Here is a 21629-nt window from a genome sequence, read left to right as displayed (position 1 = left end):
CGCTCCCAACGGCCGCCGGACGCAACTTCGGGAACAGGACGCCGTTCTTTCCGGGGGCTGCCGGGAGGACCACCATGAAGACCGCCATCGCCGTCGCCTTCGCACTGGGGCTTTGCGCCGCCCCTTCCGCCATCGCCCAGGACGCACCGGCCGCTGAGCCGCCCCGAACGCCTGCCGTCATCCAGGCCGGCGACACGGCCCTGACCTGCGCCGCCATGGCGGATGAAGCCGCCCGGCTGAGCGAGACCATGGGGGCCGCGCCCGGGGGCGGACTCTTCGGTCGTCTGGGCGGTGTCGCCCGCGCCGGTGCGTCCATGGTGATTCCCGGTGCCGGGCTCGTCATGGCGGGAACCGACGCCCTCACCGCGCCGGAGCGTGAGCGCAAGGAAGCCGAGGCTGCCGCCGTCCGGCACCGCTGGTACTACCTCAATGGCCTGTATGCAGGGCGCGACTGCATGAACGCACCCGCCGTGCTGCCCGCTGCGACGGCCCCCGCCGCCCCGGCATCGGTGCCGGTCGTTCCCGGCGGCTAAGGCCGTTCGGTTTTTCCAGCCGATACAACGCCTTAACAGAATGTCGCACCGCCTTGACCTGCGGGGGTCGCCCCTATAGGTTCCGCGCCGAATTCAGACCCTCCTCGACGCCCGTCTTTCGACGTCAGCGGAGAGGCGCTGAGGCCCCTATGTCCCTTCCTCCGGAATCGCGCGAAGAGGCGATCAAACGCCTCCACACCAGCGCATCCGATCTGGAGGCGCGCACCGCCCGTCAGATCTCTCACGAGGCTGCCGGTCAGGCGGCGGCGGGACAGGCTTGGAAGATTCTCGCTGACCTGTTCGGCGGCGTCTTCGTTGGCCTCGGGATCGGTTTCGGGGTCGACCACTTCGCTGGCACCTCGCCGGCAGGAATTATCGGCGGCGTCCTTCTGGGCTTCGCCGTTTCGGTGTGGATGGCGTGGCGCACGGCGCAACGTCTGATGGCCGAAGCCAAACAGTATGGGGAACCTGAGTCGGTTCCTTTCGACGACGAAGACCAGGGAGTCTGATCGCCCGATGGCCGATCCGCTACACCAGTTCCAGGTTACGCCCCTTCCGGGTCTCGACTTCGGCGAAGTGACTCTGCCCGTCGTCGGCACGGTGCACCTGGCCTTCACCAACTCGCACCTGGCGATGACCATCGCCTTCCTGCTGGTCGTCGGCTTCTTCCAGCTCGTCACCTCGGGCGCCAAGGTCGTTCCGGGCCGCGGCCAGGCCGCCGGCGAGACCCTGTTCGGCATGATCGACGGCATCGCCGAGTCGATCATCGGCCATGACGGCAAGAAATATTTCCCGTTCGTCTTCACGGTCTTCACCTTCGTTCTGGCCATGAACCTGCTGGGCCTGTTCCTCAGCTTCACCGCCACCTCCCAGCTGGCCGTGACCGCCACCTTCGGCGTCATCACCTTCGCCCTGGTCGTCGTGGTCGGGATCTGGAAGAACGGCTTCAAATTCCTCGGCCTGTTCTGGCCGACCGGCGCGCCGCTGCTGATGCGCCCGGTGGTCGGCCTGATCGAGTTCTTCTCCTTCCTGCTGCGCCCCCTGACGCTCACCCTTCGTCTGTTCGGCAACATGATGGGCGGCCACGTCGCCCTGAAGGTCTTCGCCGGCTTCGTGGTGTCGCTGGGCGGCATGGCCGCCGCCGGCGGCTGGGGCTACCTCGGCCTGCCGGGTGCCGCCCTCTCGCTGAGCCTGGTCACCGCCCTGACCGCCCTGGAGTTCCTCGTGGCCTTCCTCCAGGCCTTCGTCTTCGCCGTCCTGACCTGCGTCTACCTGAATGACGTGGTCAATCTGGGCGACCATCACTAACCACCCCTTCTTCTTCCAACCAACCAACTCTCACAGGACTGAACACCATGGTTGATCCGCAAATCGCCGCCGCCAACGCCGCCGCCATCGTCTCGGCCGGCAACGCCATCGGCGCCGGCCTGGCCATGACCGGCATGATCGGCGCCGGCATCGGCGTGGGCAACATCTTCGGCAACTTCCTCTCGGGTGCCCTGCGCAACCCGTCGGCTGCCGGCTCGCAAATCGGCAACCTGTTCGTCGGCGCGGCCCTGGCCGAAGCCCTGGGCATCCTGTCGTTCGTCATCGGCATCCTGCTCTGGACGTCGGCGAGCTGATTTCGTCCTTCTGATCGATGGGGCGGCCCGGTTCCGGCCGGGTCGCCGCCTCGTTTCTGACTGACGTATCGACCGCTCAAACATCAGGCGACAGATGACCGTATCCGCTCAACCCGCAGTGACTCACGACGCGCCCCCCTCGGTGGCCGTTGCGGACACGCACGCCTCGACCGAAGCCGCGCACGGCGAAGGCGGGGGCGGCCTGCCGCAGTTCGAGTTCCAGCACTGGTTCGGTCAGATCGTCTATCTGATCTTCCTGTTCGCCGTCCTCTACTGGCTGATGGCCAAGGTCTTCGTGCCGCGTCTGCGCGGCGTCATCGATCAGCGCGCCGCCACCATCGCGGACGCCGTCCAGACCGCCCGTCAGGTCCAGGCCGAAGCCGCCGGTCAGGCTGCCGCCGCCAAGGCCGAGGTCGAGGCCGCCCGTGCCTCGTCCCGCGCGACGGCCGCTGCCGCCAAGGCGCGCGTCACCGACGCCGCCAACGCCCGCGCCGCTGAGGAAGAAGCCGTCGTCAACGCCCGCATCGCCGAGGCCGAGACCGCCATCGGCAAGACCCGTGACGCCGCCATGACCAATGTCGCCTCGATCGCGTCGGACACCGCCGCCGCCATCGTCGAACGTCTCACCGGCAAGGCGCCGACCGCCGCCGAAGCCGCTGCCGCCGTGAAGGGCGCCGCCTGATGGAATTCTTCAACCCGCACCTCTACGACCTGGCCAACCCGGAACTATGGGTCGCCGCCGGCCTGTTCCTGTTCCTCGGCCTGTGCGTCTTCGTCGGCGTGCCCAAGCTGATCGCCGGTCAGCTCGACGCCAAGGCTGCAAAGATCCAGTCCGAGCTCGACGAGGCCGCCCGCCTGCGCGCCGAAGCCGAGGCCCTGCTGGCCCAGATCCGCGCCGAAAAGGCCGAAGCCGAGGCCCAGGCCGCTGAAATGCTCGCCGCCGCCGAAGCCGATGCCCGCCTCATGGAAGTCGAGGCCAAGGCCAAGCTGGAAGAGACCCTGGCCCGCCGTGAGGCCCTCGCCGAGCGCCGCATCGCCCAGGCCGAGGCCCAGGCCACCGCGGAAGTGAAGACCGCCGCCGCCGACCTCGCCGCCCGCGCCGCCGAACAGATCCTCGCCGCCCGCTTGGCCGGCCAGACCTCCGACCCCCTGCTCGACGCCGCCATCGCCCAGATCAGCACGCGCCTGAACTAGGCCGGGCTTCGTCAGCCCGGAATCAAAAAAGCCCCGCTGCGAAGCGGGGCTTTTTCATTTCAGTGCGCCGGAGCGCCGTCGACCGGAACACGGAGGCGTTTCTCGCGCTCCACCAGACGCCCGTAGACGCTCCCCAGCACAATGCCGAAGACCGCATGGCTGGCGACCATCCAGGCGAGGGTGCCGAACCCGGCCCGCATGAAGAACATGCCCGCCCCGCCGATGGGTGCAATGAACAGCCCCATCAGGATGAAGGCACCGACGGCGAACAGGATGCCCTTCGACTCGGGCGTATCCGTCGGCAGCCTTGGACACAGGACCCCGAACAGTGCCCCGAGCGCCACGCCGGCCACAATGTGGGCGACCCACCCGATCGGTGACTGCTCGGGGTTTTGCAGAATCACCGCGAGAAGCTGGGGAAAAGCGACGGCCCAGTGGCCGATCGACATATTGATCGCCTCAACAATCGAGACGACGGCCGTGGCCGCGAAACCGGCGACCAGACCCTTTTGTACGCGTGACATCATGACCGCAGCGCCTCCCAACGCTTGTTGTGGCTCAGACTACGCAGGGAGGAGCATACGCCTGCTGGAACAGGCGGGGTTCACTTTGCCGTGCTTCGCAGGTGCGGGAGGGCGTCGCCTATTCGGCGGCGATGTTCGACCCTTCCGGTGCCGTCCAGCGCAGCACCGGCGAGCGGGCGGCACGGGTCTCGTCCAGACGCTTCATCGGCGCATGGAACGGCGCGCCTTTGAACCGGTCGACGTCGCCGGCCTTGGCCGCTTCTGCCAGCGCCCGCATGGCGTGGATGAAGCGATCCAGCTCCTGCTTGGACTCCGTCTCGGTCGGCTCGATCAGCATGGCACCGTGGACGACCAGCGGGAAATACATGGTCATCGGGTGGAAGCCCTCGTCGATCATCGCCTTGGCGAAGTCGAGCGTCGTGATCTCCGTGCCTTTCAGCCATTCGTCGTCGAACAGGGCCTCGTGCATGCAGGGGCCGTCCGGGAAGGCCGCAGACATGACGTCCGACAGTCGGGCCTTGATGTAGTTGGCGTTGAGCACGGCGTCCTCGGCGACCTGGCGCAGGCCGTCGGAGCCGTGGCTCATCATGTAGCTGAGGGCGCGGGTGTACATCCCCATCTGGCCCTGGAAGGCGCACATCCGGCCGAAGGCCTGGGCCGCCTCGTCTTCCTCGCGCTCGATGAGGCGATAGCCATCCGCGTCATGCACGACCCAGGGGGCCGGGGCGAACGGGGCCAGGGCGGCTGACAGCACGACCGGACCCGAGCCGGGACCGCCGCCGCCGTGGGGCGTCGAGAAGGTCTTGTGCAGGTTGATGTGCATGGCGTCGACGCCGAGATCACCCGGCCGCACGCGCCCGACGATGGCGTTGAAGTTGGCGCCGTCGCAGTAGAAATACGCGCCGGCCTCGTGCGTCAGCCGGCTGATCTCGAGGATGTCGCGCTCGAACAGGCCGCAGGTGTTCGGATTGGTCACCATGATGGCGGCGACGTCGTCGCCCAGCTTGGACGCCAGATCAGCCACGTCGACGCGACCGTCGTCCGTCTGGGCCACTTCCACGACCGTGTAGCCGACGAAGGCGGCGGTGGCCGGATTGGTGCCGTGGGCCGAGGTCGGCACCAGCACCTTGCGGCGCTTCTCGTGCTGGCCCGAGGCCTCGTGGGCGGCGCGAATGGCCATCAGGCCGCACAGTTCGCCATGGGCACCGGCTTTCGGCGACAGGGCGACGGCGGGCATGCCGGTCAGGGTCTTGAGCCAGTGCGCCAGCGTATCCATCAGCTCCAGCGCGCCCTGCACCGTCGAGGTCGGCTGCAGCGGGTGGATGTCCGAGAAGCCCGGCAGGCGCGCCATCTTCTCGTTGAGGCGCGGGTTGTGCTTCATCGTGCACGAACCCAGCGGATAGATGGCCAGGTCGATGGCGTGGTTCTTCTGCGACAGCCGCACATAGTGGCGCATCGTCTCGGGCTCGCTCAGGCCCGGCAGGCCGATCGGATCGCGGCGGACCAGATCGCCGAGATCGGAGCCGTCGGACTTCGGCTCCGGCAGGTCGACGCCGGTCTTGCCCCAGCCGTCACCCTCGAAGATCAGGTGCTCGTTCTGCAGCAGGCCGCGGCCGCCCGTCAGGGTGGCGGGCTTGCTCTCGACGCGGTTCGGAGTGGTCGGGCGGCCGACGGTGTTCATCGTGCTCATGGTGCCGGCTCCTTACGCGCAGACCTTGGCGAGCGCGCTCGCCAGGATTTTGATGTCGCCGTCCATGGTCATCTCGGTCGCTGCAACGAGCAGGACGTCATCCATACCGGCGTCGGGGGCGAGGCGGCTGTAGGGCACGCCCGCGAGGATGCGGTGTTGCGCCAGTTGCTCGACCACCTCGGCCGCGGGTTTCGGCAGCTTGACCGCGAACTCGTTGAAGAAGCGCGGGGTCAACACTTCCACGCCGGGGATGGCCGCAAGGGCGTCGCGCGTCGCCAGCGCCTTTTCGTGGTTCAGCAGGGCCATCTTGCGCAGCCCCGTCTCGCCCAGCAGGCTCATGTGGATGGTGAAGGCCAGGGTGCAGAGGCCCGAGTTGGTGCAGATGTTCGACGTCGCCTTGTCGCGGCGGATGTGCTGCTCGCGGGTCGACAGGGTCAGGACAAAGCCGCGCGTCCCGTCGGCATCCACCGTTTCACCGCACAGGCGGCCCGGCATCTGGCGCACCAGTTTGTCGCGCGTGGCAAACAGGCCGACGTAGGGGCCGCCGAAATTCAGGGCATTGCCGATCGACTGGCCCTCGGCGGCGACGATGTCGGCCCCCATTTCGCCCGGCGATTTCAGCAGGCCCATCGACACGGCCTCGGTGACCACGACGATCAGCAGGGCACCGGCGGCATGGGCCGCCTCGGCGATCTTCGTCACGTCGGTCGCCGTACCGAAAACGTTGGGCGTCTGGACCACGACGCAGGCGGTGTCCGGCCCGATCTGCGCGATGACGGCCGCTTCGGCGTCCACCGCCGCGGGCAGGACCTCGGTCTCGACGCCGACGGCGTGGACCACGGTCTCGGTCGCCCGGACATAGTGGGGATGCACCCCGCCCGAGATCACCGCCTTGTTCCGGCGGGTCACGCGGGTCGCCATCAGCACGCCCTCGGCCATGGCGGTCGAGCCGTCATAGAGGCTGGCGTTGGCCACCGGCATGCCGGTCAGGTTCGCGACCTGGGTCTGGAACTCGTACAGATACTGCAGCGTGCCCTGTGCGATTTCCGGCTGGTAGGGCGTGTAGCTGGTCAGGAACTCCGACCGCTGGATCACATGGTCCACCGTCGCCGGCACATGGTGCTTGTAGGCACCCGCGCCGCAGAAGAAGGGCACGGAACCGGCCGAGGCGTTCTTCGCCGCCATGGCCCCCAGCGCCCGCTCGACCTCCAGTTCACCCGCCACGCGCGGCAGGTCGACGAAGCCGTCGCGCCGCGCCGCTTCGGGCACGTCCACGAAGAGGTCGTCGATGGATTTGGCCCCGATAGCCGCCAGCATGGCGGAGCGGTCGTCGGGCGTCAGCGGCAGGTAGCGCATGGCGGGGAGATCCGTGCGGGAGGGAAGGGCTTAGAGAGAGGCGAGGAAGGCGTCGTAGGCGGCTCGGTCCATCAGGCCGTCGGTCGAGGTGTCCGACACCTTGATCTTCGCGAACCAGCCTTCGCCTTCAGGGTCGGCGTTGACGGTTTCCGGAGCGGAGGCGAGGGCGGCATTGCCTTCGATCACTTCACCCGAGACCGGGGCGTAGACGTCCGAAGCCGCCTTGACGCTTTCCACGACGGCGAAGCTGTCGCCCTTCGAGACGGTCTTGCCGGCGTCCGGCGTCTCGACGAACACCACGTCGCCGAGGGCGTCAGCGGCGTGTTTGGTGATTCCGACGGTGGCGACGTCGCCCTCGAAGCGAACCCACTCATGATCCTTGGAGAAATGCATCGGTCCGATCCTCAGGCTTTCGGTTTGCGATAGTAGCGTTGGGCGACGAAGGGCATGGCGACGACCTCGGCGGCGGCAGGCTTGCCGCGCACAATGACCTTCAGTTCCGTGCCCAGATCGGCGAATTTCGGCGGGACATAGCCCATGGCGATGTTGCGGCCCAGCGTCGGCGAGGGCCCGCCCGAGGTGACATTGCCGATGACGTTTCCGTCCATGTCGGCGATCTCGGCGCCTTCACGGGCCGGGGCGCCTTCCTTGACGCTGAGGCCGACGCGAACGCGCGACGGGCCTTCGGCCAGTTCCTTCAGGATGCGGGCGGCACCATTGAAATCGGCGCGCTCCTTGCGCGACTTCGACAGGGCAAAGGTCAGGGCACCCTCGACCGGGCTGGTCGAGGGGTCGATGTCGTGGCCGTGCAGCGGCAGGCCGGCTTCGAGACGCAGGCTGTCGCGCGCGCCGAGGCCGATCGGCTTGACGCGGGCGTCCTTGAGGATGGTGGTCCAGACGCGCTCGGCCTGGTCGGCGGGCACGGAAATCTCGTAGCCGTCCTCGCCGGTGTAGCCCGAGCGGGAGATGAAACAGTCGCAGCCGAACAGGATCAGGCGCGCGCAATCCATGAAGCCCATCTCGGCCAGCAGCGGTTCATGCGCGGCCATGACCTCGGCGGCCTCGGGGCCCTGGATGGCGATCAGGGCGCGGTCGACCAGGACGTTCAGTTTCGCGTCGCCGGCAAGGTTCGCTTCGAGGAAGGCGAAGTCGGCGTCCTTGTTGCCGGCGTTGACCACGACGTAGAGGCCGTCATGGTCGGGGCGGCCGGCCATCAGGTCGTCCATGATGCCGCCCTCGGCGTTCAGCAGCAGGCTGTATTTCTGGCGGCCGGCCTTGAGGATGGCATAGTCGCCGGGAACGAAGCGCTCGAACTGCGCCGTGGCGTCCTCACCGGTGATCCGGCACTGGCCCATGTGCGAGACGTCGAACAGGCCGGCGTGCTCGCGGGTCCAGCGGTGCTCGGCCAGCACGCCTTCGTACTGCACCGGCATGTCATAGCCGCCGAAGCCGACCATGCGGGCGCCGAGGGCGCGGTGCGCAGCGTTGAGGGGGGTGGTCTTGAGGATTTCGTCGGTCATGTCGGCCTTCAGAGTCGCGTACTGGGGCGGAAAGCTCCGCCGTCCTCGCGCCCCCGCTGTCCTGAAGCCTGAGAGATTCCGCGGTTCCCCGCTTGCTCCGTCGGCGCGCTCATGGATCCCGAAAACGGGGAGCGACTTTCCAGCGTCCGTGTGTCCTCGCGGTCCGTTTGCCTGAGCGTTTCCGGGGCGGTTGCGCCTTCGGCTCCGGACCCCCCGAAAGGGCTCCGATCTCTCCCGCGAGAGCGATCGGACCTAGGCCCCGACTCTGGCCGTGAGTCAAGCGGAACGGGCGGCCCAGGCCTCGACTTCGGCGATCCGGGCGGCCTTGTCGACTTCGGCCAGGAACGATCCCTCGAAACTGTTGCGGGCCAACTGCGTCAGCTGCTCGCGCGTCAGGCCGACCGCCGCCGCCAGCTGGCGGTAGTTCTCGTTCACATAGCCACCGAAATAGGCCGGATCGTCCGAGTTCAGGGTCACGTGCAGGCCGCGGCGCAGCATCTCGGGCACGGGGTGATCTTTCAGGTCCTTGACCACGCAGAGTTTCAGGTTCGACAGCGGGCAGACGGTCAGGGTCATCTGCGACGCGGCCAGCCGCTCGATCAGGGCCTCGTCCTCCATGGACCGGTTGCCGTGGTCCATCCGGTCGATATGCAGCAGGTCCAGCGCCTCATAGACATAGGCGGGCGGCCCCTCCTCGCCGGCGTGGGCGCAGAGCTTGAGGCCCAGTTCGCCGGCGGCGGCGAAAACTCTCTCGAATTTGGACGGCGGGTGGCCGACCTCGGACGAATCCAGGCCGACGCCGATGAAATGATGCCGGTACGGCTTCGCGGCCTCGAGCGTGGCGAAGGCCTCCGCCTCGCTGAGGTGGCGCAGGAAGCTGAGGATCAGGCCCGAGCTGACGCCGAGCTCCGCCCTGGCCCGCTCCATGCCGGCGATCAGGCCCTCGACTACCACGGCGAAGGGCACGCCCCGGTCGGTATGGGTCTGTGGGTCGAAGAAGATCTCGGCGTGCCGGACGTTGTCCGCCGCGGCGCGCTGGAAATAGGCGAAGGCCAGGTCCTCGAAATCGCGGCGCGTCAGCAGGACATTGGCCCCGGCGTAATAGATGTCGAGGAAGTCCTGCAGGTTGGAGAAATCATAGGCTGCGCGCACGGCCTCGACGCTGTCGAAGGGGATGGCCACGCCGTTTCGCTGCGCCAGTTCGAACATCAGCTCGGGCTCGAGGCTGCCCTCGATATGAAGATGAAGCTCCGCCTTGGGCAGGCCGGCGATAAAGGCGTCGAGGGACATCATGAATCTTTGAAACGAGGGCTGGGCAAGTTGGAAGTTCTCCATCCCGGCTGGAATGTCCACCGTCTTGCGACGCGCCGATTTGATGCGTTACGTTTTGGAACCCGGGGGAGCGCGCGTGATCAACACCGTTCTGAATACGGTCCTGCAGGTCGGGATTGTCTTTCTCGCTGGCCTTATCGTCTGGGCGATATGGGGCCGGAAGTCATCTCGCTTCGCACCTTACGTCGGCCTCACCGGCGCACGGTTCTGGCTGATTGCGGCTGCGGCGGCTGGCGGCGCTGCGGTGGCGGTCGCCTTGCTACAACTGCCCGCCGCGCAGGAACTGGCTTCCGGAGAAGGGACGGTGGCCGCTGGAGCGACTGGTTCCGGACCGGAGCTGATCTTCAGTCTGATATTGCTCGGCGCGGTCAAGACCGCCTTTGCTGAAGAATTGTTGTTCCGGGGACTGATCGGCAAACGTCTGATCGCGGCCTTCGGCTTTCAGGCCGGAAATGCAGTCCAGGCTCTGTTGTTCGGTGCCGTCCACCTGGTGTTGCTTCTTGTTCCCGGCGCGAGCCTGACCACCGTTCTGGGACTGGTAGCCTTTACGACGGTCGTGGGTTGGGTCTGCGGTTGGCTCAACGAAAACCCCGGTCGCGGCTCTATCTTGCCAGGGTGGGGCGCCCACGCGGGCGGGAATGTGACGGCTTATCTGATGATAGCGCTGGCCTGACGCGCTACATCCGCTCCGGCGTGTCGATCCCGAGCAGGGTCAGCGCTGTTTCCAGCTGATCCAGCGCAGCCTTCGACAGGGCCATGCGGGAACCCCGGGTCGCCTCGTCCGGGGCGATGAGCACCGGGCAGGCGGCGTAGAATTTCGAGAAGCCCTGCGCCAGCCGATAGGCGTGCTCGGCGATGACGTGCGGCATCCGCTTGTCATAGGCCTCGGTCACGGCCTGGGAGAAGGCGTCCAGCGTCAGGGCCAGATCGCGTTCGGCCGCTTCGACGATGACGATCGGGCCCGCCATCACGCCCTGGTCCGCGCCCTTGCGCAGCAGGGATTTGATGCGGACGGCCTGGTACAGCAGATACGGGCCCGTCTTGCCCTCGAAGCTCATGAAGCGATCGAGGTCGAAGACGTAGCTGGTGGTCCGGCTGTTCGACAGGTCGGCGAATTTCAGCGCCGCGACCGCGACCTTGTGGGCGATGGCCTCGAACTCGGCCTCGGGCAGGTCGTCGCCCAGTTTCGCCTCGTGAAGCCGCTCACGCGCCTTGTCGACGGCCATGGTGATCAGGTCGTGCAGCTTCAGGACGCCGCCCGCCCGGGTCTTGAAGGGCTTGCCGTCCGGGCCGTTCATGGTGCCGAAGCCGAGGTGATCCAGCGACCCTTCGGCGGCGTAGCCCGCCAGGCAGGCCGCGCGGAACACCTGTTCGAAATGCTCGGCCTGCCGCTCGTCGACGACATAGAGGATCAGGTCGGGATCGATGGCCTTGCGGCGGTCCAGGATCGTGGCGAGGTCGGTCGTGCCGTACATGGCCGAGCCTTCCGACGAGATGACCAGCAGCGGCGGCGGGCTGGGTGCCTCGATGACCGAGCCATCGGCCAGCTTCTTCTTCCGTGTCTCACCGGGGCGGGCGACGTGGACCACCCGGGCGCCGTCATCCTCGACCAGCAGGCCCTTCGCTTCCAGATGAGCGATCATCTCGGCCATCACCGGATCGGCATCGCTCTCGCCGTTCCACAGGTCGAAGGTCACGCCGAGGGCACCGAACTCGCGTTCCAGCGCGGTGCGGCTCACGGCGACGAAATGGGCCCACAGCGCGCGGTAGCCGGGGCGGCCGCCCTGCAGCTCCGCCGTCGCCTTGCGGGCGCGGTCGCGGAACACAGGGTCTTCCTTGGCCATGGCGGCGGCGGCCGGATAGAGGCGCTCAAGATCCTCGAGCGACACCGGGCTTTCGGCCGGGAAGGGGCCGTCGCCCTCGATCAGGAAGCCGTCGGCCTTGCCCTCGTCGCCGACGGCGACGATCAGCAGACCCATCTGGAAGCCCCAGTCGCCGAAATGGGCGTCGCCCCAGACAGTGTCGCCCCGGAAGCGGAAGATGCGCTTCAGGCTCTCGCCGATGATCGAGCTGCGCAGATGGCCGACGTGCATCGGCTTGGCCACGTTCGGGCCGGCGAAGTCGATCACCACCTTGCGCGGCGCATCGACCATCGAGGCCCCGGCGTGGGCGCTGTCCGCGGCGACTTCGGCGGCGCGGCTCGACAGGGCGCTGTCGGCCAGCTTGAGGTTGATGAAACCCGGCCCGGCCACCTCGACCGAAGCCAGACGCGGATCGTTCGTCAGCCGTTCAGCGACACGGGTCGCCAGTTCGCGTGGGTTGGCCTTCAGCGCCTTGGCGGCGGCCAGCGCCCCGTTGGACTGGAAGTCGGCCAGGTCTGGACGGTCTGAGGTGGTCACGCGGGCCAGCGCGGCGTCCACGCCTTCGGCGGCGAAGGCGGCTCCGACCGCTTCGCCCAGAACAGTCCTGAGATCGGTCATTTACTGCGCCGGCGGCTGGGCGGCACCGGTTCCGGCGTTGGCGCGGAAGCGGTTGCCGTTGCGATTGAACTCGGCCATCGCGGGCGTGACGTCGAAGCCGACCAGGACTTCAAAATGGTCGCCGCTGGTGGTCGCTTCGGCGCGCGGGATGACGATGGTCTGGTCCTGGGTGACGGTCGTGCTGGTCGCGCCGTCAAAGTCGACGGGCAGGTCGAAATATTCCTTGGCGAGGACGGCGCGGTTCCGCTCCGTCACGGCGATCCAGTAGCGATAGGTGCGGCCGTCGCCCTGCGCCTGCGGGCCGCGGCCGAGGTTGAATTGGACCCGGGTGTGAACCGTGATCGGCTGGTCAGACTGGTAGGCGCAGTCCGAAACGAGGCCCTCGATTTCGCCGGTGAAGCCGACGTTGGCCATGGTCACCCGGTCGCCGGTCAGTTCGACATAGCGGGCGGCGTCGTACAGCACCTTCACATAGGGGCAGGGACCGGCGGCGGCGTTGCGGCGCAGCGGCGCGATGCGGGGCGGACGCGGGCGGTCCGAGGTCGAGCCGTCTTCCTGTTCCCGCTGCCCGGGGCTCTGGCCGGGGCGACCCTGCTGGCCCTGCGGATACTGGGCGCTGGCGGCGGTCGGGACGACCATCACCGAGACAGCTGCGGCGGCGAGGGCCGAGGCCAGGGAAACCTTGAGGACGCGACGCATCGAATATTCTTCCGGAAACGAGGAGGTGCGGCGACAGCCCGACGCGGGGCGCACGCTGGTTGCTGATAGCGGCTAAACAGAGGCGCGGCAAACCCGCGCGAACCTAAAGCGCGGTAGCGATGACGCCCCCGAACGACTAGGTTCCGCCCATGACCGTCCACGCGCCCGTCCGGCCGACCGCGAAGCCCCCTCTCACCGTCCGTCTGGCTACGCCGCGCGGCTTCTGTGCCGGCGTCGACCGGGCGATCCAGATCGTCGAACGGGCGATCGAGAAATACGGCGCGCCCGTCTATGTGCGGCACGAGATCGTCCACAACCGCCATGTGGTCGAACGGCTCAAGGCGATGGGCGCGATCTTCGTCAAGGAACTGGACGACTGCCCCGACGACCGTCCGGTGGTTTTTTCCGCCCATGGCGTGCCCAAGTCGGTGCCGGCGACGGCCCGGGCGCGCGAGATGCTCTATCTCGACGCCACCTGCCCGCTGGTCTCCAAGGTTCATGTGGAGGCGGAGCGCCATCATGCCGCCGGCCGCCACATCGTCCTCATCGGCCATGCCGGTCACCCCGAGGTGGTCGGCACCATGGGTCAGTTGCCGGCGGGAGCCATCAGCCTGATCGAGACGGTCGCCGACGCCGAGGCCTTTCAGCGGCCGGGCGATACGCCGCTGGCCTACGCCACCCAGACCACCCTCTCGGTCGACGATACGGCCGAGGTGCTCGCCACCCTGAAGCGCCGCTTCCCCGAACTGCCGGACCCCCACAAGGAAGACATCTGCTACGCCACCACCAACCGCCAGGAGGCGGTCAAGCGGCTGGGCGACGGCTGCGACCTGGTGCTCGTCGTCGGATCGAAGAACTCCTCGAACTCGGTGCGGCTGGTCGAGGTGGCGATGCGGGCCGGGGCGAAAGATGCGCGACTGGTGGACGATGCCGGTCAGGTCGACTGGTCGTGGCTGGACGGCGTCTCGACGCTCGGGATCACCGCCGGGGCCTCTGCGCCGGAGCGGCTGATCGAGGAACTGGTCGACGCCGTACGGTCGCGTTTCGACGCCGAGGTGATCGAGGACGCGGGCGAGCGTGAAACCGTGACCTTCAAATTGCCGCGTGTCCTGACCGCCTGAATCAGCAGGGTTGCGCAAGCGGAGCCTTTGCCGTTCGCTGGCGTTGAAGCTGCTCACCCCGGGACCTCTCCATGCGCCGCATTCGCCCTGTCTTCGCCTCCGTTTCGGCCTTCGCCCTGTTCGCAGCGGCGGCCTGTTCGCCCGAAGCCGAGGCACCGCCGGCGCCCGTCACCCCGTCGCCGGCACCGGCCACAGCGTCGGCACCACCGGTGAGCTATGCGTGCGAAAGCGGCCAGTCGGTCACCGTCGCCTATCCCGACACCGCGACGGCCCAGCTGACCTACAAGGGCCAGAGCTACACCCTGCGCACGGTACAGTCGGCGTCCGGCGCCCGGTACGCCGGGACGGGTCTGGAGTGGTGGAGTGCCACCCGCGACGGCTCGGAGAGCGCCACCCTCAGCCGTCTCGGCCCCAATGAGGATGTGGGCGTGGCCGTGCTGGAACGCTGCAGCCGACCGTCATCCGGTCCTGTCGCGCCCGGTCCGCTCCCCGGACCGCAGCCCGCGCCGGGCGGCGTGCTGCCCGTCGCCGCGCCCTGCCGCGGACCGCAGCTGAAACTGTCCGCCGACGGCGGCGACGCGGGGGCGGGGAACCGGGTCTCCATCCTTGGCGTCCAGAATGTCGGGACCCAGGCCTGCAGTCTGACGGGCTATCCGACGGTGGTGCTCCAGGACCGGCAGGGTCGCAATCTGACGGCGGTTCGCGCCGACCAGACCCTGGGCAGCTATTTCCGGCAGGGTCAGGCACCGACGCCGGTCGAACTGGCGCCGCAGGGCAAGGCCTTCTTCGATATCGCCTGGAATGTGGTTCCGAACGAAGGAAATGGCGAGACAACCTGCCCGTCCGCGACGCGCATTCGAATGACGGCCCCCGGCGATACCTCGCCGGTGACGCTGGCCCAGGCCTTCACGCCCTGCGGTGGTCGCATCCGGGTCAGCCCGTTCCGGCCGGTCGCCGAGCCCGCCCCGGAACCGGCCCCTGCCGCTACGACTTGACGCCGGGGGGTTCAAACGGGGCCTGAAACGGCGTAGCGGAGCGCGCATGACAGCCAGTTTCCACGACCGCGTCCGCGCGGAACTCGCCGATATCGACGCCCAGGGCCTGACCAAGCCCGAACGCATCATCGCCTCCCGTCAGGGACCGGTGATCAAGGTCGGTGGCCGCGACGTCCTCAATTTCTGCGCCAACAACTATCTCGGCCTCGCCGGCGACGAGCGGGTGACCCAGGCGGGGATCGCGGCGCAGCAGAAATGGGGGGCCGGCACCGCCTCGGTCCGCTTCATCTGCGGCACGCTGGAAATCCACAAGGAGCTGGAGCGCGCCGTCGCCGACTATCTCGGCTTCGAGGACACCATCCTGTTCGCCGCGGCCTTCGACGCCAACGGCGGTATCTTCGAGCCCTTGTTCGGGGCCGAGGACGCCATTGTCTCGGACAGCCTGAACCATGCCTCGATCATCGACGGCGTCCGGCTGTGCAAGGCCAAACGCTATCGCTTCGCCACCTCGGACATGGACGACCTTGAGACCCAGCTGAAACAGGCCCGGGCGGACGGCGCGCGGGAAATCGTCATCGCCACCGACGGTGCCTTCTCGATGGACGGCTATATCGCGAAGCTGAAGGACATGCGGGCGCTGGCCGACAAATACAGCGCCCTGATCATGGTCGACGATTGCCACGCCACGGGCTTCCTCGGTCCGCAGGGCCGAGGCTCCTATGCCCACCACGGGGTCGAGATCGACTTCCTGACCGGCACCTTCGGCAAGGCGCTGGGCGGGGCCATGGGCGGCTTCATCTGCGCGACCGCCGAAGTGGTGTCCCTGCTGAAGCAGCGCGCCAGGCCCTATCTGTTCTCAAACGCCCTGGCCCCCGCGGTCTGCGGCTCCAGCCTTGAGGCGATCCGCATTGCCGCCGGCGACGAGGGCGACGCCCTGCGCAAGCAGTTGTTTGCCAACGCCGTCCGCTATCGCGCCGCCATGACCGAGGCCGGCTTCACCCTGCTGCCCGGCGAGCATCCGATCATTCCGGTGATGCTGGGCGACGCCAGACTGGCCCAGGACTTCGCCGCCCGGGCCCTGGAACTCGGCGTCTATGTCATCGGCTTCAGCTTCCCCGTCGTGCCGCGCGGCCAGGCCCGCATCCGCACCCAGATGTCGGCGGCGCACACCTTCGAACAGATTGATCAAACGGTCGCGGCATTCACGACGGCCGGCAAGGAATTGGGAGTTATCTGATGGCTGACACCATGAAGGCCCTGGCCAAGACCCGGCCCGAAATCGGCCTTGAGCTGATCGACGCGCCGATTCCGGTCGCCGGTCCCGAGGACGTGCTGATCCGGGTCAAACGTACGGCCGTCTGCGGCACCGACATCCACATCTGGAACTGGGACGAGTGGAGCCAGAAGAACGTGCCGGTGCCGATGATCACCGGTCATGAGTTCTCGGGCGAGATCGTCGCCATCGGCAAGGACGTCGATCGCCGCCTGAAGGTCGGCCAGCGCGTCTCGGCCGAGGGTCACGTCATCGACCTGAATTCCGAAGCGGCCCGCGCCGGCCACTTCCACCTCGACCCCGACACCCGCGGCATCGGTGTAAACCGTCAGGGGGCCTTCGCCGAATTCGTCGTGGCCCCGGCCTTCAACGTCATCGAGCTGCCGGACGACGTGCCGTGGGAGATCGGTTCGATCCTCGACCCGTTCGGCAACGCCGTGCACACGGCGCAGCAATTCGACCTGCTGGGCGAGGATGTGCTGGTCACGGGTGCCGGTCCGATCGGCATGATGGCCGCCGCGGTCGCCCGCCATGCCGGTGCCCGCACCGTCGTCCTGACCGACATCAACGACTTCCGTCTCGAGCTGGCCCAGAAGGTCGCGCCGGGCGTTCGCACGGTGAACACGACCCGTGAGGACCTGAAGGACGTCATGCACGAGCTCGGCCTCAAGGTTGGCTTCGACGTGGCGCTGGAGATGTCGGGCTCGCCGATCGCCTTCAAACAGTGCGTCGACACCCTGATCATGGGCGGCGGCATGGCCATGCTGGGCATTCCGTCGAAGCCGATGGAGACCGACTGGGGCGCGATCATCCTCAAGGCCCTGACCATCAAGGGCGTCTACGGCCGCGAGATGTTCACGACCTGGCGCAAGATGCTGGGCCTGCTCAAGGCGGGTCTCGACCTGACCCCGTTGATCACCCACCAGATGGGCTATGAGCGCTTCGAGGAAGGCTTCGAGGCGATGCGCTCCGGCCAGTCGGGCAAGGTCGTGCTCAACTGGGACAAGGCGGCCTGAGGGCCACGACCTTGGCCGCCCGCCCTGTCGTGATGTTTCTGGAAGGCGAGGGCACGGACGCCCGCGGTCGCTCGGTGTTCGACGTCATCTCGATGAACGACGTGGCCATCGAGCGCACGCACGATTTCATCCAGTGGCTGTTTCCCCTGCCCGAGCCGTCGGCCGCCATACCGGACTCGCCGGTGCTGACGCCGCAGGACATCCAGGACATTCGTGTCTCCGAGCTGGCGCCGATCGCCCTCGCCGGTGCCACCGATCGCATGGCCGCCTTCTACCAGACGACCCACGAGTGGCTGATGCCGAACGACCACCACCATCGGCGCATCACCCGGATCATCCGCTCACTGCGGTTGCTGGTCGGCGACCTCGAGGCGGACGCCTTCCATGCCCTTATCCTGGAGCGGGTCGAGGCGACGCGAGCGCCGATCAGCGCCCGCAGCCGCGGCTACTGGGCGACGGCCTGAGCGATCAGGCGACCGGCTCCTTCGCCATCGTCGCCTTGAACACGATGATGACGAACAGGGCCATCGACGCCACCAGCATGATCTCCGACGCGATCATGCCCGGAATGAACAGCGGCCTGGCCAGCAGCATCAGGGTCAGGGACGGCATCAGGATCAGGAAGCCGATGACCGACAGGATGAAATGCCCCATCGGCAGCCAGCCCCGACCGGCGGCCGGGAAGGCGCGGTAGAACAGGCCGAACAGCATCATCGAGGCAAAGCCCAGCAGGTTGATGTGGGCGTGCACCGGCCTCAGTACGAAGTCCTGGTTGGCTCCCATCCAGACGCCCAGCGCCATCCCGACAAGCGCCGACAGCGCGCCGAGGCGCAGGAAATTATTGGATACGAACATCGCGGAATCCTCCGAAAAAGGCGGTCGTAAACCGTCGTTCTCCCCGGGGATCAAGTTACATCCCATCCAGTTCCGGGGCGCAAACGGGGCGAGAGGGGGCGGTTCCCCTTGACCCGCGCGCCGGGCCGCGAGAGGGCAGGGCGATGAACTATCGCCACAGCTTCCACGCCGGAAATTTCGCCGACATCGTCAAACACGCCCTGCTGCTCTGGCTGCTGGAGCGGCGGCGGGCGCAGGGACCGGTGAGCGTGATCGACACCCACGCCGGGGCCGGCCTGTACGACCTGACCGGCGACGCCGCCCGGTCGAAGGAAGCCGAGGCCGGCATCGCCCGGCTGATGGCCGCCGCGGACCGGCCGCCGCTGATCGAGGCGCTCGCGGCCGAGGTGGCCCGGCTCAATCCGGCGGGTGGCGTGACCTTCTATCCGGGCTCGCCCCTGCTGATCGCCGGGCGACTGGGGGAGGAGGACCGCTATGTCGGCTTCGAGCTGAACCCGCCGGTGCTGGACCTGCTGACCGGGGCGCTGGAGGCGTTTCCGCAGGCCATGGCCCAGGGCGGCGACGGCTTCGACCAGGCACGGACCTGGGCGGCGGAGGCGACGGGGGCCTTCGTCCTCATCGATCCACCGTTCGAACAGCCCGACGACTACAACCGCGCCGCCGACACGGCCGCCGCCATCGCCCGGGCCGATCCGCGGGCGACGGTGGCGATCTGGACGCCCCTCAAGGACATGGAGACCTTCGACGGCTTCCTGCGCCGGCTGGATCAGGCCGGCATCAAGCGGATGCTGGTGGCTGAGGCCCGGCTGAAGCCGCTGACCGACCCGATGAAGATGAACGGCTGCGCGGTGGTGGTGCTGAACCCGCCGTCCGGTGCCGAGGCGGCGGCGGACGAGATCTGCGGCTGGGTCGCCGCGACGCTGGGCGGCGATGCAGCCCGGTCCGAGGTCTGGATGACGGGCTGACCGCTATTCGATGACCTCGCCCGCCTCATAGAGGTGGGGCTCGAAGGTGGCGATGGCCATGATCGGCTCCATGGCCGCATTGACGGCGGCGCTTCGGGCCATGACCTTCCAGTCGCCGGCCGAGCGCCAGACGGCGTGCACCGCCGCCACCTTGCCGTTCAGACCGCGGTGCACGGTGGCCGAGATGAAGCCGTCCGCGTCGCGCTGGGCCCGCACCATGACGCCGATCAGCTCCATCAGCGTGTCCATCCGCTCCGGCTCGCAGCGGTAGACATTGATCAGGACGACGGGAGCAGCTTCGGTCATGGCGCGCCCATAGCCGACCGCTCTTCCCCCGTCTTGCGCCATCGCCCATATCTTTTGTGTCGAGGAGCCCCGAATGACCCGCATCGCAATTCTGGAGACCGGTGCCCCGCCGCCCGCCCTGAAGGCGGCGCACGGCGACTATCCGGCGATGTTCCGGGACCTGCTCGGCGACGGCTTCGACTTCGAGGTCTTCGACGTACAGGCGGGAGAGACGCCGGACCCGGCGGCCTTCGACGCGGCGATCATCACGGGGTCTTCCGCGGGGGTCTATGAGACCGACGGCTGGATCGCCGGCCTGCTGGACTGGATCAGGGCCGCGAAGGGCCGGACGAAGCTGGTCGGCGTCTGTTTCGGTCATCAGGCCATGGCCCAGGCCCTGGGCGGACGGGTCGAGAAGTCGGACAAGGGCTGGGGCGTGGGCCTGCACCGCTATCAGGTCGCCTCGCCCGAGCCGTGGATGACCCCGGCGGCCGCGACGGTCGCCATCCCCGCCTCGCATCAGGATCAGGTGGTCGAGGCACCGGCGGACGCGCGCGTCATCCTGCGCAGCGACTTCACGCCGTTCGCCGGACTGGCCTGGGGCGAGGACGCCATTTCGATGCAGCCGCACCCCGAGTTCACCCCGGTCTTCGCGACCGAACTGACGGCGGGACGGCACGACCGGATCGATCCGGCGCTGGTGGCGCGGGCGGTGGACAGTCTGAAGGCGGCGGATGATCGTGGTGTCGTCGGCGGCTGGATCCGCCATTTCCTGACGGCCTGAGGAATTCCCGCCATGCCTGCTCCCGTCGGCTATTCCGGCAAGCCGCTGATCCAGAAGCTGGGTCTGAAGGACGGTCAAACCCTGAAGCCGGTCGGGGCACCGGCGGCCTATGCCGAATGGATCGAGCCGCTACCGCTGGGCGCGGTGGTCGATGTCGATGCCGCCGTGGCCGACCTCGTGCATCTGTTCGTCAGTGACCGCGACGGTCTGGAGCGCGGCGCCGCCCCGGCGCTGGCGGCGGTCAGGCCGGGCGGCATGCTGTGGGTGTCCTGGCCGAAGAAGACCTCGCCCCTGTTCCGCGACCTGACCGAGGACGGGCTGCGCGAGGTCCTGCTGCCGACGGGCTGGGTCGATGTGAAGGTCTGCGCGGTCAGCGCCGACTGGTCCGGCCTGAAATTCCTGAAGCGGAAGGCCTAGGGCCACTTCACCATCGGCGGCATCGAGCTGAGGATGGACTCGACGTTGCCGCCGGTCTTGAGCCCGAACATGGTGCCGCGGTCGTAGAGCAGGTTGAACTCGACATAGCGGCCGCGGCGGATCAGCTGTTCCTCGCGTTCGTCGGCGGTCCACGGCTCGCTCATCCGCCCGCGCACGATGGCTGAATAGGCGTCGAGGAAATTCACGCCGACGTCGCGGGTAAAGGTGAAGTCGCGGCTCCAGTCGCCGCTGTCGTGGTGGTCGTAGAAGATGCCGCCCGTGCCGCGCGGCTCATTGCGGTGGGGCAGGAAGAAATACTCGTCGCACCATGCCTTGAACTTCCCGTGCCACGCCGGGTCATGGGCGTCGCAGGCGGCCTTCATGGCGGCGTGGAAGGCGAGGGTGTCCGGGTGGTCCTGCCGCCGGTCGACGTCGAGGACAGGCGTCAGATCGCCGCCGCCGCCGAACCAGCTTTTCGTCGTGGCGATGAAGCGGGTGTTCATATGCACCGCCGGCACGCGCGGGCTGACCGGATGGGCGATCAGGCTGATGCCGGTGGCGAAGAAGCGCGGGTCCTCGGCGGCACCGGGCACCGACTTCGCATAGTCGGCCGGGAAGGTGCCGTGGACGGTCGAGACATGGACCCCGACCTTTTCGAACAGCCGGCCGTGCATCATCCCCATGACGCCGCCGCCGCCCTCGGGCCGCTCCCAGGGCGTGCGGACGAAACGGCCCGGCTCGCCCGGGAACAGGTCGGCGGGGGCCGCATCCTCCAGCGCCTCGAAACCGGCGTGGATGCGGTCGCGCAGGGTCTCGAACCAGGCGCGCGCTTCGGACTTCTTCTGATCGAGGGTCAGGTCGTCGGAGGTGGTCATGGGGCGTCCTGTAGTTGGCTTTTCTGCTTTCGTCATTCCGGGCGGAGAGTCGCGCAGCGGCTCGGAGACCCGGAACCCAGCGGCGCCGCGACG

General features: G+C 68.0%; 26 protein-coding genes and 1 riboswitch. Of the genes, 15 read left to right on the top strand and 11 right to left on the bottom strand.

Annotated features, from left to right (window positions below; translation table 11 throughout):
- Positions 1-74 precede the first annotated feature (74 nt).
- The 6 genes from KB221_12810 (at position 75) to KB221_12785 (ending at position 3349) form a co-directional block, all read left to right on the top strand.
- Entirely contained in the window at positions 75-533 is a 459-nt protein-coding gene (locus KB221_12810) for a hypothetical protein (protein WIY68954.1), read from the top strand.
- Between the two features lie 149 nt (positions 534-682).
- The gene (locus tag KB221_12805; protein ID WIY68953.1) at positions 683-1042 is read left to right on the top strand and encodes an AtpZ/AtpI family protein; all 360 of its coding nucleotides are present in this window, start codon (positions 683-685) and stop codon (positions 1040-1042) included.
- 7 nt (positions 1043-1049) lie between these two features.
- Positions 1050-1841, top strand: coding sequence for a F0F1 ATP synthase subunit A (locus KB221_12800; protein WIY68952.1), 792 nt, complete (start codon positions 1050-1052; stop codon positions 1839-1841).
- A 47-nt stretch (positions 1842-1888) separates the two neighbouring features.
- Positions 1889-2155, top strand: coding sequence for a F0F1 ATP synthase subunit C (locus KB221_12795; GenBank protein WIY68951.1), 267 nt, complete (start codon positions 1889-1891; stop codon positions 2153-2155).
- A gap of 94 nt (positions 2156-2249) precedes the next feature.
- Positions 2250-2837, top strand: coding sequence for a hypothetical protein (locus tag KB221_12790; protein ID WIY68950.1), 588 nt, complete (start codon positions 2250-2252; stop codon positions 2835-2837).
- Positions 2837-3349 carry a F0F1 ATP synthase subunit B gene (locus KB221_12785; protein ID WIY68949.1) on the top strand — a complete coding sequence of 171 codons (513 nt, stop codon included), beginning with the start codon at positions 2837-2839 and terminating at the stop codon, positions 3347-3349. The genes KB221_12790 and KB221_12785 overlap by 1 nt, the downstream gene beginning before the upstream one ends.
- A 59-nt stretch (positions 3350-3408) precedes the next feature.
- On the opposite strand, the gene KB221_12780 is transcribed toward KB221_12785, so the two are convergent.
- The 6 genes from KB221_12780 to KB221_12755 all read right to left on the bottom strand — a co-directional run bounded on the left by KB221_12780 (position 3409) and on the right by KB221_12755 (position 9729).
- Complete coding sequence (locus KB221_12780) at positions 3409-3873, bottom strand: hypothetical protein (protein WIY68948.1); 465 nt, start codon at positions 3871-3873, stop codon at positions 3409-3411.
- 118 nt (positions 3874-3991) lie between these two features.
- Positions 3992-5563, bottom strand: coding sequence for an aminomethyl-transferring glycine dehydrogenase subunit GcvPB (gene gcvPB, locus KB221_12775; protein WIY68947.1), 1572 nt, complete (start codon positions 5561-5563; stop codon positions 3992-3994).
- Positions 5564-5575: 12 nt separating this feature from the next.
- Entirely contained in the window at positions 5576-6919 is a 1344-nt protein-coding gene (gene gcvPA / locus KB221_12770; GenBank protein WIY68946.1) for an aminomethyl-transferring glycine dehydrogenase subunit GcvPA, read from the bottom strand.
- Between the two features lie 30 nt (positions 6920-6949).
- Complete coding sequence (gene gcvH, locus KB221_12765) at positions 6950-7312, bottom strand: glycine cleavage system protein GcvH (protein ID WIY68945.1); 363 nt, start codon at positions 7310-7312, stop codon at positions 6950-6952.
- Between the two features lie 11 nt (positions 7313-7323).
- On the bottom strand, positions 7324-8439 hold the full coding sequence (gcvT, locus tag KB221_12760) for a glycine cleavage system aminomethyltransferase GcvT (GenBank protein ID WIY68944.1): 1116 nt from the start codon (positions 8437-8439) through the stop codon (positions 7324-7326).
- 149 nt (positions 8440-8588) lie between these two features.
- Positions 8589-8686: riboswitch (glycine riboswitch) on the bottom strand.
- A gap of 29 nt (positions 8687-8715) precedes the next feature.
- On the bottom strand, positions 8716-9729 hold the full coding sequence (locus tag KB221_12755; protein ID WIY70925.1) for an adenosine deaminase: 1014 nt from the start codon (positions 9727-9729) through the stop codon (positions 8716-8718).
- A gap of 118 nt (positions 9730-9847) precedes the next feature.
- Here KB221_12755 and KB221_12750 point away from each other — a divergent pair, with 118 nt between their 5' ends.
- Complete coding sequence (locus KB221_12750) at positions 9848-10444, top strand: CPBP family intramembrane metalloprotease (protein WIY68943.1); 597 nt, start codon at positions 9848-9850, stop codon at positions 10442-10444.
- 4 nt (positions 10445-10448) lie between these two features.
- Here KB221_12750 and argS read toward each other — a convergent pair whose 3' ends face one another.
- Positions 10449-12251, bottom strand: a complete 1803-nt coding sequence (argS, locus tag KB221_12745; GenBank protein ID WIY68942.1) for an arginine--tRNA ligase — start codon at positions 12249-12251, stop codon at positions 10449-10451.
- Complete coding sequence (locus KB221_12740; GenBank protein WIY68941.1) at positions 12252-12950, bottom strand: Tat pathway signal sequence domain protein; 699 nt, start codon at positions 12948-12950, stop codon at positions 12252-12254.
- Positions 12951-13099: 149 nt separating this feature from the next.
- Here KB221_12740 and ispH point away from each other — a divergent pair, with 149 nt between their 5' ends.
- The 5 genes from ispH (at position 13100) to KB221_12715 (ending at position 17819) form a co-directional block, all read left to right on the top strand.
- Positions 13100-14071: a 4-hydroxy-3-methylbut-2-enyl diphosphate reductase gene (ispH, locus tag KB221_12735; GenBank protein WIY68940.1), complete on the top strand. Its 972-nt coding sequence runs from the start codon at positions 13100-13102 to the stop codon at positions 14069-14071.
- Positions 14072-14142: 71 nt separating this feature from the next.
- Positions 14143-15066: a DUF4232 domain-containing protein gene (locus KB221_12730; protein ID WIY68939.1), complete on the top strand. Its 924-nt coding sequence runs from the start codon at positions 14143-14145 to the stop codon at positions 15064-15066.
- 46 nt (positions 15067-15112) lie between these two features.
- Entirely contained in the window at positions 15113-16303 is a 1191-nt protein-coding gene (locus tag KB221_12725) for a glycine C-acetyltransferase (protein WIY68938.1), read from the top strand.
- Positions 16303-17355 carry an L-threonine 3-dehydrogenase gene (tdh, locus tag KB221_12720; protein WIY68937.1) on the top strand — a complete coding sequence of 351 codons (1053 nt, stop codon included), beginning with the start codon at positions 16303-16305 and terminating at the stop codon, positions 17353-17355. The genes KB221_12725 and tdh overlap by 1 nt, the downstream gene beginning before the upstream one ends.
- Positions 17356-17366: 11 nt before the next feature.
- Positions 17367-17819 carry an opioid growth factor receptor-related protein gene (locus KB221_12715; GenBank protein ID WIY68936.1) on the top strand — a complete coding sequence of 151 codons (453 nt, stop codon included), beginning with the start codon at positions 17367-17369 and terminating at the stop codon, positions 17817-17819.
- A gap of 4 nt (positions 17820-17823) precedes the next feature.
- Here the strand turns inward: KB221_12715 and KB221_12710 are convergent, their stop codons facing one another.
- Positions 17824-18210 carry a hypothetical protein gene (locus KB221_12710; GenBank protein WIY68935.1) on the bottom strand — a complete coding sequence of 129 codons (387 nt, stop codon included), beginning with the start codon at positions 18208-18210 and terminating at the stop codon, positions 17824-17826.
- A gap of 143 nt (positions 18211-18353) precedes the next feature.
- Between KB221_12710 and rlmJ the strand changes: the two genes are divergently transcribed.
- Entirely contained in the window at positions 18354-19175 is an 822-nt protein-coding gene (gene rlmJ / locus KB221_12705) for a 23S rRNA (adenine(2030)-N(6))-methyltransferase RlmJ (protein WIY68934.1), read from the top strand.
- Positions 19176-19178: 3 nt separating this feature from the next.
- Here rlmJ and KB221_12700 read toward each other — a convergent pair whose 3' ends face one another.
- On the bottom strand, positions 19179-19481 hold the full coding sequence (locus KB221_12700; GenBank protein WIY68933.1) for an antibiotic biosynthesis monooxygenase: 303 nt from the start codon (positions 19479-19481) through the stop codon (positions 19179-19181).
- 73 nt (positions 19482-19554) lie between these two features.
- Between KB221_12700 and KB221_12695 the strand changes: the two genes are divergently transcribed.
- Both KB221_12695 and KB221_12690 read left to right on the top strand, forming a co-directional pair.
- Positions 19555-20244 carry a type 1 glutamine amidotransferase gene (locus KB221_12695; GenBank protein WIY68932.1) on the top strand — a complete coding sequence of 230 codons (690 nt, stop codon included), beginning with the start codon at positions 19555-19557 and terminating at the stop codon, positions 20242-20244.
- A gap of 12 nt (positions 20245-20256) precedes the next feature.
- Positions 20257-20661, top strand: coding sequence for a DUF3052 domain-containing protein (locus KB221_12690; GenBank protein ID WIY68931.1), 405 nt, complete (start codon positions 20257-20259; stop codon positions 20659-20661).
- Here the strand turns inward: KB221_12690 and hemF are convergent.
- Positions 20658-21536 carry an oxygen-dependent coproporphyrinogen oxidase gene (gene hemF, locus KB221_12685; GenBank protein WIY68930.1) on the bottom strand — a complete coding sequence of 293 codons (879 nt, stop codon included), beginning with the start codon at positions 21534-21536 and terminating at the stop codon, positions 20658-20660. The genes KB221_12690 and hemF overlap by 4 nt on opposite strands.
- Positions 21537-21629: the final 93 nt, after the last annotated feature.

This window comes from Aquidulcibacter paucihalophilus (assembly GCA_030285985.1).
In the GTDB taxonomy this organism is placed as follows: domain Bacteria; phylum Pseudomonadota; class Alphaproteobacteria; order Caulobacterales; family Caulobacteraceae; genus Brevundimonas.
This window is presented reverse-complemented; position numbering and strand designations above follow the sequence as displayed.